Annotated in this window: 14 protein-coding genes; 4 read left to right on the forward strand and 10 right to left on the reverse strand. The window is 34.0% G+C overall.

The window, feature by feature from the left end; all coding sequences use genetic code 11:
* Positions 1 to 54 precede the first annotated feature (54 nt).
* A complete protein-coding gene (locus Q0L29_RS07790) occupies positions 55 to 246 on the reverse strand; it encodes a cold-shock protein (RefSeq protein ID WP_296620553.1) in 192 nt (63 codons plus the stop codon).
* A gap of 87 nt (positions 247 to 333) precedes the next feature.
* Here Q0L29_RS07790 and Q0L29_RS07795 point away from each other — a divergent pair, with 87 nt between their 5' ends.
* Positions 334 to 816, forward strand: coding sequence for a histidine phosphatase family protein (locus tag Q0L29_RS07795; RefSeq protein ID WP_296620555.1), 483 nt, complete (start codon positions 334 to 336; stop codon positions 814 to 816).
* Here the strand turns inward: Q0L29_RS07795 and Q0L29_RS07800 are convergent, their stop codons facing one another.
* Positions 817 to 3,579 (reverse strand): exo-alpha-sialidase, encoded by a 2,763-nt coding sequence (locus Q0L29_RS07800; protein WP_296620557.1) that lies wholly within the window; start codon positions 3,577 to 3,579, stop codon positions 817 to 819.
* Positions 3,580 to 3,708: 129 nt separating this feature from the next.
* Positions 3,709 to 4,443, reverse strand: a complete 735-nt coding sequence (locus Q0L29_RS07805; RefSeq protein ID WP_296620559.1) for a hypothetical protein — start codon at positions 4,441 to 4,443, stop codon at positions 3,709 to 3,711.
* Between the two features lie 301 nt (positions 4,444 to 4,744).
* On the opposite strand from Q0L29_RS07805, the gene Q0L29_RS07810 reads away from it, so the two are divergent.
* On the forward strand, positions 4,745 to 4,975 hold the full coding sequence (locus Q0L29_RS07810; RefSeq protein WP_296620561.1) for a hypothetical protein: 231 nt from the start codon (positions 4,745 to 4,747) through the stop codon (positions 4,973 to 4,975).
* A 33-nt stretch (positions 4,976 to 5,008) separates the two neighbouring features.
* Here Q0L29_RS07810 and Q0L29_RS07815 read toward each other — a convergent pair whose 3' ends face one another.
* On the reverse strand, positions 5,009 to 7,087 hold the full coding sequence (locus Q0L29_RS07815; RefSeq protein WP_296620563.1) for a helix-hairpin-helix domain-containing protein: 2,079 nt from the start codon (positions 7,085 to 7,087) through the stop codon (positions 5,009 to 5,011).
* The gene (locus Q0L29_RS07820; protein ID WP_296620565.1) at positions 7,084 to 7,902 is read right to left on the reverse strand and encodes a hypothetical protein; all 819 of its coding nucleotides are present in this window, start codon (positions 7,900 to 7,902) and stop codon (positions 7,084 to 7,086) included. The genes Q0L29_RS07815 and Q0L29_RS07820 overlap by 4 nt, the downstream gene beginning before the upstream one ends.
* Positions 7,903 to 7,964: 62 nt before the next feature.
* Between Q0L29_RS07820 and Q0L29_RS07825 the strand changes: the two genes are divergently transcribed.
* On the forward strand, positions 7,965 to 8,603 hold the full coding sequence (locus Q0L29_RS07825; protein ID WP_296620567.1) for a toxin-antitoxin system YwqK family antitoxin: 639 nt from the start codon (positions 7,965 to 7,967) through the stop codon (positions 8,601 to 8,603).
* Here Q0L29_RS07825 and Q0L29_RS07830 read toward each other — a convergent pair.
* The gene (locus tag Q0L29_RS07830; RefSeq protein ID WP_296620569.1) at positions 8,600 to 10,108 is read right to left on the reverse strand and encodes a BamA/TamA family outer membrane protein; all 1,509 of its coding nucleotides are present in this window, start codon (positions 10,106 to 10,108) and stop codon (positions 8,600 to 8,602) included. The genes Q0L29_RS07825 and Q0L29_RS07830 overlap by 4 nt on opposite strands.
* A 107-nt stretch (positions 10,109 to 10,215) precedes the next feature.
* Between Q0L29_RS07830 and yidD the strand changes: the two genes are divergently transcribed.
* Entirely contained in the window at positions 10,216 to 10,437 is a 222-nt protein-coding gene (yidD, locus tag Q0L29_RS07835; protein WP_296620580.1) for a membrane protein insertion efficiency factor YidD, read from the forward strand.
* Here yidD and lgt read toward each other — a convergent pair.
* The 4 genes from lgt to Q0L29_RS07855 all read right to left on the reverse strand — a co-directional run.
* Complete coding sequence (gene lgt / locus Q0L29_RS07840; RefSeq protein ID WP_296620571.1) at positions 10,434 to 11,516, reverse strand: prolipoprotein diacylglyceryl transferase; 1,083 nt, start codon at positions 11,514 to 11,516, stop codon at positions 10,434 to 10,436. The two genes, yidD and lgt, sit on opposite strands and share 4 nt — an antisense overlap.
* Positions 11,517 to 11,568: 52 nt before the next feature.
* Entirely contained in the window at positions 11,569 to 13,419 is a 1,851-nt protein-coding gene (gene nadE / locus Q0L29_RS07845) for an NAD(+) synthase (RefSeq protein ID WP_296620573.1), read from the reverse strand.
* Between the two features lie 130 nt (positions 13,420 to 13,549).
* On the reverse strand, positions 13,550 to 14,281 hold the full coding sequence (gene rnc / locus Q0L29_RS07850; RefSeq protein WP_296620575.1) for a ribonuclease III: 732 nt from the start codon (positions 14,279 to 14,281) through the stop codon (positions 13,550 to 13,552).
* A gap of 9 nt (positions 14,282 to 14,290) precedes the next feature.
* The coding region (locus Q0L29_RS07855) for a beta-ketoacyl-ACP synthase II (RefSeq protein WP_296620578.1) at positions 14,291 to 15,218 on the reverse strand (928 nt) is incomplete at its 5' end.

Here is a 15,218-nt window from a genome sequence, read left to right on the forward strand (position 1 = left end):
AAAAAAAGCCGATTGGCGACCAATCAGCTTTACATTCAGAATCTATAAATAGAATTATACTCTTCTGACACCAATGGCATTTAAGCCTTTCTTACCATCTGTAGTTTCGAAAGAAACTTTATCGTTTTTCTCGATATCGTCTTCTAAACCACTTACGTGAACGAATATTTCGTTCTCTGTTTCGTCTTCTACAATAAATCCAAATCCTTTGTCTTCATTGAAGAACTTTACTGTTCCAGTACTCATAAAATAAATTGTTATTAATTAATATAAATTTCAAGCAATATACGTTTTTTGATTAATTCTGTTACTATTGTTGGAAATTAATTTTATATGAAGGAATTATTAATTATTCGTCACGCTAAATCAAGTTGGGATTTTCCGCACCTTAATGACTATAATCGGCCTTTAAATGATAGAGGAAAAAGAGATGCGCCAAAAATGGCGAAATGGCTTTCCTCACAAGAAATAAAAGTTGATTTAATCTTAAGTAGTGGTGCAGAAAGAGCTAAAAATACTGCACTAGCTTTTCAAGCTGTATTGAATTCTCATTTAAAAATTAATGATCAACTTTACCATGCTAGCTATTCCAAATTACTAAATCAAATAAAACAAACTGCTAGTAATGTAAACTGCTTGATATTGCTAAGTCATAATCCTGGGCTAAATGATTTAGCTGATTATTTGCTTTCTGGTTTTCCTGAAAATATTCCAACAACAGGGATTGTAAGTTTGAAATTAGATATAAAAAAATGGAGTGAAGCTTCTTCTAAAAATGCCTCACTCCATTTATTTCAGTACCCTAAAAATTTATAATTATTTCACCTCAAAAGATTCAGTATGTGACTCTTTACCTAGGGTGAATTTCAATTCATATTTTCCTTTAGCAATGAAATCATCTTTGATTTTGCAATTCCAACTGAAGCTTTGGTAGCCTTTGGATAAATCCTCTTGCCAAGAAGTTAAGCTTTCACCTTCTTCATTTATCACTTCAATCTTTACTTTTCCATTCTTATTGGCATCATAAAAGAGCGCTATTTCCAGTTTTGGTAAATATCTTTTTGAATAAGGATGCGATTTTTCTCCCCAGTTTTTGCTAAATCGGATATCATTTAAACCAAATACCGTTAAGCTAGATTTATCATTTTGAGCAATTTTATGAAGTGGCTCTACATCCATCACATAAATACTTCTTCCGTGTGTGCCCACAATTAAATCTAAATCCCTTGGATGCACTATCAAATCGTAAGTAGCTACATTAGGTATAGAGCCCATATGTTGCCAATTCTCTCCATCATTGAAGCTGGTATATAATCCATGGTCCGTTCCAATGTAAAGCAAGTCACTAACTTTAGGGTCTTCGTAAATAACATTAACAGACTCTTGCGGTAAATCACCACTTATAGATGTCCAGTTTTTACCGAAATCAGTGCTTTTATAGACATAGTTATCAAAATTATCATTTCTGTAGCCAGTCATGGAAAGATAAACTGTTCCTTCTTCATGTTCTGATGGATGAATACTGCTCACCCATAAATCTGCTGGCAGATTATTGTTGATTTTTTGAATGCTCTGCCCTTCTTTCATCAGCCATACATTTCCATCATCAGTTCCTACGTAAACAGTCCCGAAATTCAATGGTGATTCAGCAATTTCAGTAATAGTCGCAAAAGGAACATTCCCTTCTTTAGCACCATTGGTTAAATCATCAGTCAATGCAGTCCAGCTATCGCCTTGATTTAAGCTTCTGTAAACTTTCTGAGCACCAATATAAATGATATCAGGGTTATGCTGACTCATGACTACAGGCGTTCTCCAATTGAATCTTAATCGATCCTCTCCTATATTGTGCTTAGGTGTTATATATTGTCTTTTACCGCTTTCTCTATCAATTCGGTAATAATTTCCAAACTGGAAACCAACATAAACGATATCTGAATTTCTAGGATCAGCACTTACAAACATGCCATCACCTCCAAAAATGCTTTCCCATCTTCCTCTTACGTTGGGCACTGTGCGAGAACTTCCCACCATGGTACCGTTATCCTGTAATCCTCCATAAATATTATAAGGTTCTTCCATATCAACATTAACAGTATAGAATTGTCCAACAGACAAACTGTTTTTATGATCCCATGTAGCTCCACCATCATAAGTAATGTAAAGACCACCATCATTCCCTAACATAATATGCTCTTCATCTTCAGGATTAATCCACATGGCATGATGATCCACATGCACATCACCAATTGAATCTGTTCTGTTGAAAGTTTTGCCTCCATCTCTGGAAACCACAATAGGGACTCCCAAAACATAAATGATTTCGGGATTTTGTGTAGCTACCCGAATTTCTCCAAAATAATAACCATAAGTATAATAAACCCCAGACAGGTCGTAATCATGTGTTTTTTGCCATGTGGCACCCCTATCAGTTGATTTATAGATTACTGAACCTTTCACATCAGTATCGAACAATGCTTGATTAGCATCTCCCAAATAATCACTTAGCGCTTGAGGTTTATAGCTCCCTGATTCAATATCTTTCTTAACATTGATCGCATTATATCTTTCAGGGAAATTATTATCCTTCAAATATTGATCTAAATCTTCATTATTTATTTTAAGAAAATCTTTAACTGACATTTCTAAGAAATCAGCCTGAGTTAGGCCTTCCTCTTCCTCTTTATCTTTTTTGGTTTCTTTTTGATAATCTACCAATGCATATAAATTATCAGGATTAGATTGAGAAATATCTAACCCAATTCTTCCTGTGAATTCGTCATCTTCCATTCCATTCATTGATAGGCTCCAATTTTCTCCACCATCTGTTGAGCTATAAACCCCTGAACCTTCACCATTTCCTACAAAATCCCAGGCGTATCTTTTACGCTCCCACATGCTAGCCCATAATAAATCAGGGTTTTCCGGGTGAATGATTAAATCTATAGAACCGGTTTTATCATCTACATACAATGTCTTTTCCCAAGTTTCACCACCATCCGTGCTTTTATAGATTCCTCTTTCTTCATTATCGGAATATAAACCACCCATAGAAGCTACCCAAACTGTATTAGGATCTTCAGGGTGCACTACAATCCTACCTATATGCTGACTACCTGGCAAACCGATATGCTCCCAGTTTTGTCCTTTATCGGTAGATTTATAAATCCCAGAACCTGCGTAACTACTTCTGCTAGAGTTATTTTCTCCTGTACCTACATAGAGGATATTTTCATCACTCGGAGCAAGTGCTATATCTCCTAAAGTAAGTGCTCCTACATTATCGAAAATAGGCTCGAAACTTATTCCATTGTTTTGAGTTTGGAAAAGCCCCCCTGAAGCGTAGGCTATGTAAAATTCTTTAATGTTATATTGATTGACTGCAATATCCACGATGCGAGCACCTTGGATTACAGGTCCCACATTTCTTGCAGGATAATTTTTCAAATCTGATGATTCCGCTAATTTTTTTCTGTTTTCAATTCCTTCCAATATTGATTTTGCATCGGTAGGTTGGACTTGCGCCAATAGAAGGTACGGAGCAACTAAAATAAAAAGACTGGCTAATATTCGTTTCATAAAAAGATAATTTTGTGTTTAACGAATATCGAGAATAAATTGGAATTATTTCATTGAAAATATATAGTCGGAGGATATCATGGATAATTTGAAATTTCCATTTAACTAGATTGGCATTGAGTAAAAATATTATTCCGATTTTTTAAAATAGACTCTTACCTGTGGCTTGTTATAATCATCACTTTGTTTTTCATACCAAATTGAATTTTTAGCAATGTTAAATGTGATAAATGATTCTTCTTGCTCTTTCTGATCGAAAAATTCTACTTGAGTAAGTGAACTATTAGTCTTCCAAAAGCCCACATTCTGATCTCCTTTGTCACTTCCATTATAAAACCTTCCGTTATCAGCTAATAATATCCACCTATTAGGAAAAGCGTACTTATCTGAATTATCGTAACCATTAACGGTCACTTTATCGATGATCCATTTCCCTATCAAAGCGTTTTCTTCTGCAATTTCTATTTTAGGCAATTCCTTTTTTCTATTTAATGTGATATTGAAATGATTATGCTTATCCGTTAAATAAATCAGTTCATCCGAAGCTTTTACATTCCATGTTTTAATATCATCAAAAGGACTTCCATGCATCATAATCAGTTCATTTTTATCAGGATGCATCATCCATGCTTTTTCGCTAACAGAATCCAATAACCCTACTTGATATGTACCCTCCTCCTTAAAAACCAGATAGCGAGTATTGTGATCTAGATAATTATGAATCATTTCATGACCATTAGCTTTTACAGAAGCTACATACCAATTACCCATCAGCATTTCAGGAGGAGTTGTGTATTTACACGCTGATAAAACTGAAATAAAAAAGATTACAAGTAAAAAGGATTTTAAAAATGATTTATTCATTCAATTAAAACTTTCAAGTATGGGGTCCGCATTTCTATTAAAGTACAATATATTCAGGAAAAAAGTTTTGTGAAAATTCAATGGGAATTTTCTTTTATGGGCGACTAGTCCAATACTAAGAATTCAAACTTAATTTCAATATGGTTACCACAATAATTATATTCTCTATTTAATGATTTTTCATAATCGCTTAGATGTTTTACCCAAGTTCCAGAGGAACGACCTTATATGAGATAAATAAGCCAAAAGTTTTAAAAGTTAAAATGTAATGATTAGTTTTTGAACCAAAAATATATCAACCATGACCAATACCTACTCACAAATTAACATCCAATGCATATTCGCTGTGAAAGGACGAAAATATTTCTTGACCAAAGAGATAAGAACAGAAGGCGATAAGGTCGCTCCTACGGAGCTTAGGATTTGCCCACAGTTTTCAGTTACCATAAGTAGACCCCAATGGGGTCATAAACAGGTCAGATTTGGTATTATTAATGGTCTAAGAAGAGGTTTGAATAATAATCATTGCTAAAAAATCAATTTTATGACTAATTTGATCCAATCCTTAAAACCTCACCATCATCTGCACTTTCACCTCTGACCTTGTATTCCCCTCAATCTCTTCATTGCCTGTTCCGACCGTAAACCGATCTACATATCGAAACTGCGCATATCTGGCCCAGATTTGTAGTTTTTTCGAAAACTTATATTGCAATAAAGCATAAGAGCGGCTTCCTGTATATTGATAAGCAGGAATAGAAAAAGCATATAAAACATCCTTTTCATAAACATACTGCCGATTTTCGAAATTATCCGTATCAAATATGGAGTAGCGAGTACTCAATCTGAATCTGCCAAAATCAAAGCTTATATCTTGAATCAAAGTCATACCATTGGAATAATCTCCTTGTAGTAAGAATTCACTGAATTGAGCTCTAGTTTTAAGAGATACTATGCCTTTAGGACGAACATCTAAATTAATGATGTAATTTCTCTTTTCTGCATTAGCCAATCCGTAAAGATTTGGATTATCTTCTAAATCAACATTTCGCTCTTTATTTTCGACTCTTGCCTGGGCATACAATTTTATCTCTCTGCTAAATCTATAAGATATCCTTCCTAAAAATTCATTTCCTTTTGAGGGGCCATCTGCTCTAAATCGTAACCAAGGGAAATTAAACCGATCATAATAACCCGAAAAAGTAAGCTTTTTAAAGGGTTGAAATTTCACCCCCCAATAAACTCCATTCTCATTAATATTTCTGGTACTTTCACCAAAGGCCGTTCCATAAAAAGTATGAAAATCCCTATCGTAATTGCGAACAATAAAGCTAGTCTGCAAGCTAGGAGTAATAGAAGCTATAAACCCACCAATTGCTCCAATACCCCCAGAACTACTGATGGCGCTTTCACCAAATAAATGGAAATTTCTCCAATAATAATTGGCAAAAAGCCCGTAATTCTGATTTTGTGTACCATTAAATTCAAACTGATTATATTTATTAGGCTGACGGGAAAATGGTCTATCATAAATCGTATGAATATAATTCAAGCCAATATTCAAGTTTTCTTTTTTGGTATTGAATAATAAATTACCGCCAAAATTCTGGGCTTCTATCGCATTTTTACCAGCTAACTCTGATTCTGTTCTGTGAAAACCTGCCAACCTGATCGAAGTGAAAAATTCCTCTGCACTGCGAGCGGAATCCAACTCTACATTTCCATTGATGGGGTTGTAGCTATAGAAAGTGGTGAGATCTAAATAATCATTCAGTTCAATTGTGGTGGCTACTCCTCTTAAGAAATTGGTCTCTAAAACAGAAGTATAGGGCAAAACACCCAAATTACTTCTCCTCGCTGTCGCCACGGTTTGACTCCCCTTCCCTAATGCGAAACCAGCTCCAAACAATAAAGATTGCCCAAACTGCAATTGATAATCTCCCAACACAATATTCTTTAACCTTCCCTGATTCTCTAATTGAGCATGAAAAGACCAATAATCCATACCATACTGATCTCGAGTTGGATTCCACTTAAATTGCTCTCCAGCATCTTTCTCAGTTGTAAATCCAATACTAAAATCATCAGTATGCTTTACTCTAAATCGAGTATAAACTCTGTAAGGATCACCCAAATATTGTCTTTCTCTTTCATCCGTAGAAATATATCCTCGTTTCTGTTCCAGAGTTCTATCTGATCTTATCATCAAATAATTATTTTCTTCATTTAAGATTCTTTGCAGTAATGGCCTATTATCTGCTTGTAGACCTGTCTCTCTAACCGTCACAAATGGAAGGATTTGATATATGATTTTGAGATCAAACTCAGGAATAGCCTGTAATTCATAAATACTCAGTAAGTTATCATTTTTAGCTCTATGATTTAAAAATTCATTGATTTGAATATTGGAAAGCAACAGTAGCGATTGTAAATCTTGTCGAGTGGCATTATTTAAATTAATTGGAGATTGATAGAGTTGAAATAAAGCCTCATAAATATCTTCATAATTAGTGTTTTCATCCTGAACAGAGAAATTACTTTCAATAAAATCTTCCAGATAAAACTCTTGCTCTTGAGCAAAAGAAAAGAAAGGTATAGAAACCAAAAAAAATAAAATTGGAAATATGAAAGTCCATTTACTCATTTCCTCCTTAATTTATAATGCATGGAAATACTATGGGAGAAACCCATTTCCGCATGATTACTGAGCGCATAATCCCATTGAAAGCTTAAGTATTTAAAGCCAAGGCCATAAAATGATTGAAAGGAGCCGCTGTTAAACCCTGTTCGTAGATAAAACTTTTCGAGAAAATTGTATTCTGCTCCTAGCTTTACCATGGCTGGTTTCACAATATCTTTTTCTATCTCAGCATTCAACATGAAATATTCCCTTGGGCGATAAGAAGCCCCCAGTTTCAACAAAGTAGGTATTCTTCGATCTCCTTCTAAAAGTAAACTTGATTGGCTAATATTCAATGCTTGAGCTCCTACTACCAACTGAGGTGTTATTTTGGCTATTCCTCCAAAATCAACAGAATAAGTACTTTGACTTCCGAAATCCTTTACTTGATACTGAAGATAATTGACTCTCCCGCCTAGCTTTATTATGCCAAGTTCTGTAGCATAGCCCAATGAAACCTTATGCTCATTATAGATATCATCACCAAAGCGAAAAACGTTTAAAGAAGCATGCCCAAAGGGTAATTTTCCGGTCACACCGGTAGCCATAAAATCCATCCCTGGCATTCCAAAACGATTTTCGTAAGTAGCGCCAACCTCTAAGCTTTCGGTGGTTGTAATCCCTGCTGTATTTTGAAATGAAGCCCAATAACCTTCCATGGTGACGGAGGCATCACCCATACCAATGACTCGACTGGAAACTGGTGCATAAATTGATTGTGCATGAATTTGGGATGCAATAAACAATAGAATGGGGAGTATGAGGTTGAAATTTTTCATGCACTTAATTTAATTATAAGCTCAAAGTGATTAAATTAGCTAAGAGCCATAAATAAATGAAAGTGAAAAATTATAAAAAATATTGGATATGCGCAATTATAATGGTAGGCTTTCATTATGAAATCTATGCTCAAACTGATTCTATATTTTATGAATCGGGTGAATTAAAAGCTTATGGTGAGCTACATAATGACAGGAAACATGGGGAATGGAATTTTTTCTACCCAAGTGGGAAAGTAAATGCTACTGAAAATTATGTTGAAGGAATGCTGGAGGGGAAAGTCATCAATTATTACCCTAATGGTCAAGTCTCATCAGAAGAAACCTGGAACAAAGATGAACTTCAAGGCAAATCCATCTACTATTATGAAAATGGTCAAATCGAAAAGCAAGGCGAATATTTAAACAGCAATTATCATGGTCATTGGGATTTTTTCTATGAAAATGGTAGACTCAGACAAATTGGAAATTATGAAAAAGGTGTTCCTGACGGACCATGGCAGTTTTTTAATGAATCAGGACAAATTGTACAAACTGGAGATTATAAAAATGGAAAAGAAGAGAGCCTTTGGCAATATTTTGATGACAAAGGAAGAAAAACCTATGAAGGATATTATAGCGAGGGAGAAAAAATAGGTAATTGGTATTATTTCAACCTATTTGGAAAAAAGAAAAAGGTAGATAAATCAGAAATTGATTAAATACCTGATTTCACATTAATGAAGAATCCTGGCTCGTTTAATGCATTAATAGAATACTCTAATCGCAATACAGCATCATAATAAGTGACAATATCCAATCCAGCGCCATAACTATAAATATATCTATTGGAGAGTAAAGGACTTACAGTAGTATTACTACTTTCAGGTAAATTATTCTGGACATAGCCATGATCAAAAAACACTTTAAAATAAGCTGCAATAGGAACTTTCCTAAACTGTTTTAGAGGCATCATTCTTCCTAAATTGGCCTCAATAGAAAATAATCTTTTCTTTAACTCTGTTTTATTCATAGCATAATGCTGTCCTTGAATAACATAGAGCTCGTAGCCTTTTAATAGATTATTAGCAAAGCCTAATCCTCGCATATTATTGTAAGGTTGAAAACGAGGATAACTTGTATAGCCAGTAAATGATGAAGCAATATTAAAGTTATATTTTAAAGGTTTATAGCAAGCTAATAATGTTTGGATTGACCCTTGATCAATATCTCTAAATATACCTAAACCAATTTTAGATAGCCTTCCATCGATCAAAAATCCTTTTAAAGGATAATTATTCCTATCTCTAAAATCTCTTCTAAAAATATAAGTAAGACTTAAAAAATCTTGTTCTAAATCTCCATTTGGACCTAAATAATCTTCATTAAACTGTAATATTTCTTTAAGAATAGTAGTCCGTGAATAAGTTAAGCGCATTGTGTGCGTATTGTAGTAGGACTCTCTATAGTTAAAAAATAAATTACTCGTCAATGAGTTTGAAATTATCTGTCTTTCATTATCATCCCCAAAAATGCTATCGGCATCAATAAATAATCGTTTATTCCCAACGTTAGTATAGTCAATTTGATCTAGTTCACTAAATGAAAAAACCAATCCCATTCCGAATGTCTGGTTTTTATTAAGATAAGGAATGTTGTAACCAAAGGAAAAACGTCTCTTAAATCCAAACTGAGCCATTGCTGATAAGCGTTCATTTAGGCCCCTCACATTAAATTGGTCAAATTTAAAACCATATTCAAATCGATCTGTAGCTGCATTCTGATTAAAAAGCCAATCACTAAAATTTCTATCAGCAAGTTTAAAAATTACACTAGGCCATATATACCATCTTTCCTCAACAAAGAAGATGATTTTTATATGATTTTTACTACCCTCAATAAATTCAAGTTCAGCTCTTACACTATTGAACAAGCCCGTATTAAAGATTTTGTTCTCATCAAGTTTAATCAAATCTTTTAACTCCTTGAAAGGATAGCTAACATTGGATTGCAAATCTATTTCACGAGTAATTATTCTTTTTTTGGTTTTCTTATTACCCCGGATTTCGATACTTTCAATAAAAAGGATTTGATTTTGAAGGCTATCTTTAGTTTTGTTTATAACTTCAAGCTTCCCTAAATCAGTCTCAACAGAAACTTGACTTTTTGCGTTATGGAAAAATATTGTAAATGCAAAAACAGAAAATATGCTAATTTTAAAAATCATTTTTCTGCTGATAATATAAATTGAGTCAATATTTAGGGCTTTAATTTTAATTTGTAAAAATATTAAGTTTATAAAAAGAGCAATTGGAGAACAATAAAAAACATACCATTACAAAAATCATACGAAAAATAGCCATTGGGCCAGTTTTATTTTATCAGTATGGCATTTCGCCCTTATTTCCATCTTCTTGCCGTTTTACTCCTACTTGCTCAGAATATACAAAACAGGCAATTTTAAAACATGGTTTACTCAAAGGAACGAAATTATCAGCTAAACGGATTTCAAAATGTCATCCATGGGGCGGTTCGGGCTACGATCCTGTTCCCTAAATCCTTTTCTCAGATTGTATAGATTGAAATATGAAATAAATTCCAGTCAATACCAAAGGAATACTAAGCCACTGCCCCATATTTAAAGCTAGTCCATCTTCAAAGGCAACTTGGTTTTCTTTTATAAATTCAAATAAAAACCTTGACCCAAAACCACCAATCAGGAATATACCAAAAAGTCTCCCATCTGCCAATCCACTTCTGTTTTTATTCCATAAATAAAATAATAAAACGAAAATGAGTAAATGTGAAAAAGCTTCATACAATTGGGTTGCATGCCTAGGAACTCCATTCCCGTATGTTGTGGCAGAAATAAATTCTCCTTTTTGATTATATTCAAATTCAGCATCTTTTAAAAACTTAACATGCTGACTAATATTCGCTCCTTGTAAGTTGTTCAACAACTTGGTTTCAGTGAATTTCTTAACGTCCTCTAGTTTGTTTTTTTCATTGTATGAGACAATCAATTTAACAGGATATTCATAGTTACTCTCTGGCGTTCCTTCAATTAACCTAGAAGATTTTACTCTTTCCACCTCAACATCTTCTATTGCACTAGCTAAATAATTCAAACGTAATTCAACCTCCCGTCCAAAGACAACTCCATAAGCTTTATCCGTTGGCTCCCCTATGATTTCTGAATTGATGAAATTACCAGTTCTAATCAAAACAGCCGTAATTGCTACTACTATCACTATCCTATCTAAAATCCATAGATAGCTAATATCTTTGTATTTTCGGGAAAATAGATAAAGTGCAATTAATATCCCTGCAGCTCCACCATGACTGGCCAGACCACCTTCCCAAACTTTAAAAATATCAAGAGGGTTACTCAAATATCGAGCTGGCTCGTAGAATAAAACATGTCCTAATCTAGCACCAATGATAGTGGCAATTACCATGTAAAGTGTTAAAACCTCAACCTGATTTTCTTTTTTACCTTCTTTTTTAAAGATATAGAACATCAGTTGTTGAGAAATAATAAAACCTAAGGCAAAAAGTAAACCATACCACCTTAATTCAGTAAATCCCAAATCCACAATATACGGTTTGGGCGACCACACTATATAGCTAAGCATATTCAATTTTAGTTTAGCACAAAATTAGGGTAAAAACAGAAATCTCAATGGTTTATTCTGCTTTTTCCAATTCTTCAAGTTCTTCTTTGAAGGACGATGACAAGATTGGGAACCTACACCAGGTTTTTGGATCTACATTATAATCATCTAAATGGAAGGAAACGGCTATTCTCTCCCTTTTCCATTGATTTCTAGACCAAAGTTTGAAAAATTTCTGAATGGAAGGTTTTAAAATATTTTTATTTCCTTCCCAAGATATTGTCAGTTCTTTATAAATATCGATTGGAGCTAATCTTTCTCTTATGGCTAATTCTTCAATTTTTTGTAATAGAGGATAAGGCATTAAATCCGTCTCATCAGATTGCCCCTGATCCTCAGGCCTCAATTCTGCAGTGGGCTGCAAGCTATTGACATAACTTAAGCTTTTATATCCTAAGTTATTTTCTGCCCAATTTAGCCATTGAATAATAAAAGGCTTGTCTATTGCGGCAATTGGTGCAATACTGCCACTAGTATCGCCATCCATAGTCGTATACCCTACACTACCTTCACTCCTATTTGAAGTGGTTAAAAGCAATGAATTTTGAATATTTGCTAATATCCAAATAATAGGAGAACGCGCTCTTGCCTGTATATTTTGAAGAGCTATATCATCTTGCGCCCAGTTTAATTTTCTACCAATATTATCTGATATTTTTTGAGTGTAACCATTTACTTCATCATCAATATTCCAATGATAAAAAATTGCTCCAATTTCATTAGCAAGTTTTTTTGCCGATTCATAAGTTGAATAACCTGAATTTACTGTACTTTGATAGGCCGTGGTCAAAAGTCGATTTGCAATTACTTTGTGTACCTCTTGCTCATTTTTCAGCAGATCATACCACTCAGGTTTATGGATTTTTGTAAGAAATAATTCCAACCCTAACTCTTCAATTCCCAACCTGATCATTTCAGCAACCAAAACTGCGGAAGTGGAAGAATCAGCTCCACCGCTTAGGGAAAGGATAAATCCATTACTGTAGCTCTTTCTTAGGTAGTCAAATAAAGCTAAACTAACAGCTTTCCTGAATTCTTGATTAGGATTGGATTCAAATGGAGTAGCAATTTTAGCATGATCTTTATGGGTGTCCCAAATACCCAATTGATAATTTTTGAATGACAGCAATTCATTTCTGTATTTCAGCTCACCATTTTTAGCAATCATTAATTCCCCATCATATATCATTCTTCCTGCCTCATTTCCAAGCAGGTTCGCATAGATGTAGGTACAATTATATTTTTCAGAGCTGTTTACTACTAATTCCTGTCTGCTTAAAGATTTATCAATAGCAAAATGACTAGCGGATGGATTTAAGATTAAATTTACACCTCTTTCACATAATCTATTTGCTGGTCGATCTTCCCTCCAGGCATCCTCACATATTTCAAATCCTATAGTATAATCTTCAAAATCAATAACATAATCACCAATTGAGATATCATTTCCATTTAAATTGATTATTGATTTTTTTCCAATTTCCCATTCAGTAAACCAACGCGGCTCATAATGAACACCATCTTTGGCTAAATTTTGTTTGGGAATTATATATTGAATTTCACCATCAGCACAAAAGGCAACGCAATTGTACATTTTTCCTTCAAATTTTATAGGCAAGCCTACCGTAAAAGCAAGTTTAGGTGCAAAAGGAATTATCTTATCTTTTAACGTTTTTAATGCCTTTTCCCACATCCAATCACTTAAAAAAACATCTTCACAACCATATCCACAAATGCTCAGTTCTGGAAAACACAATAATTTAACATCATGTTTTTGCGCATCATTTAATGCCTCCAAAATATTGTGAGCATTTCCACCCCAGTCCATTGGGATTTGATTAAGTGTGGCACCTGCAATTTTCATAATACAATTTTTAGAAAATTTAACTTAATATCGCTTCATTAAGCTTTAAAGCCTAATTATTAGTTTTTCTTGATATAAAAAGAGAATTATCTAAGCCAAACAACATTAAAATAAAATGTAAAGCTTTGTTCTAAATAAGTTTCAATTTTTGACAAGCTTTAAAGGCAGCATTTTGTTCTGCTTTCTTTTTATTTAAGCCAGCTCCATTTGCAATTTTCTCTCCATTAACAATTATAGCCGCTTTAAATTCCTTTTTCATTCCGTCATGTTTATAATCCTCAATGTCGAATCTTATTGATTTATTTTCTTTTTGAGACCATTCAATAAGAATACTTTTATAATTAGTATTGTTTTCAATAATCTCATCTAAATCAAAATGAGGAAGAATTAGTTTATTAATAATGAATTTTTGGCAAAAAATATAGCCTCTGTCAATATACACAGCACCAATAAAAGCTTCCATCATATCGCCATAAATGGATTTAAAATGATAGCGACTTCTGGAAAAATCAGATTCCAGCATTTGACTGATCCCGATTTTTTTTGCCAAAAGACTTAGAGATTCACGATTTACTATTCTCGAACGAATTTCGGTGAGAAAGCCTTCATCTTTGAAAGGATATTTTTTAAAAAGATAATCTGCCACAACAGCGCCCAGAATTGCATCTCCTAAATATTCGAGCCTTTCGTTGGAAGCCCTAAATCCATTTGGAAGCGTTTTGGCTACACTGGAATGTTGTGTTACTAATCGAAATAGTTCTAAACGAAAAGGCTTGTAGCCTACAATAGATTTAATTGCAGCTACAAGCCTTTTGTCTTTTTGAGATAATTTTTTGAAGGAAGTGAAAAATCGCCTAATCAAAGTCGGAAATTAATCTAACTTTCTTAAAATGATCGAAGTATTGTGTCCACCAAATCCAAAGGTATTGCTCAATACAGTTTTCACTTCTCTTTGCTGTGCTTTATTAAATGTGAAATTCAATTTAGAATCGAACTCCTCATCATCCGTAAAATGGTTGATCGTTGGAGGAACCATTTGTTTTTCAAGAGCGAAAATACAAGCTAAAGCCTCGATTGCACCAGCCGCACCAAGTAAATGACCAGTCATTGATTTAGTTGAGCTTATATTAAGATTGTAAGCATGCTCTCCAAAAACTTTTTTGATAGCTCTGGATTCACTTAAATCACCAAGTGGGGTTGAAGTTCCGTGAACATTGATATAATCAACTTCAGTAGGATCAATTTCAGCATCCTCTATTGCATATTTCATCACATTAGTAGCTCCCAATCCTTCAGGATGCGGTGCTGTCATGTGGTGAGCATCGGCAGACATTCCACCTCCGATAACTTCAGCATAGATTTTTGCACCTCTGGCAACCGCATGTTCATATTCTTCTAGAATCAATGCTGCTCCACCTTCACCTAAAACAAAGCCATCTCTATCTTTATCGAATGGACGAGATGCAGTGCTATAATCATCATTTCTTTCAGACAAGGCTTTCATAGCATTAAATCCGCCAATTCCAGACTCCGTAACGGAAGCTTCGGAACCACCAGAAATAAATACATCTGCTTTACCTAAGCGAATATAATTATAAGCATCGATTAATGCATTTGTTGCTGAAGCACAAGCTGAAACTGTAACAAAGTTAGGTCCCCTAAATCCATATTTAATGGAAATTAGACCTGCACAAATGTCAGAGATCATCTTTGGTATGAAAAATGGATTAAAGCGAGGATTTCTATCGTTAGTAACGAAATTATCAACCTCATCTTGAAAAGTTTTTATACCTCCAATT

This window comes from Marivirga sp., assembly GCF_024636815.1.
Taxonomy (GTDB): domain Bacteria; phylum Bacteroidota; class Bacteroidia; order Cytophagales; family Cyclobacteriaceae; genus Marivirga.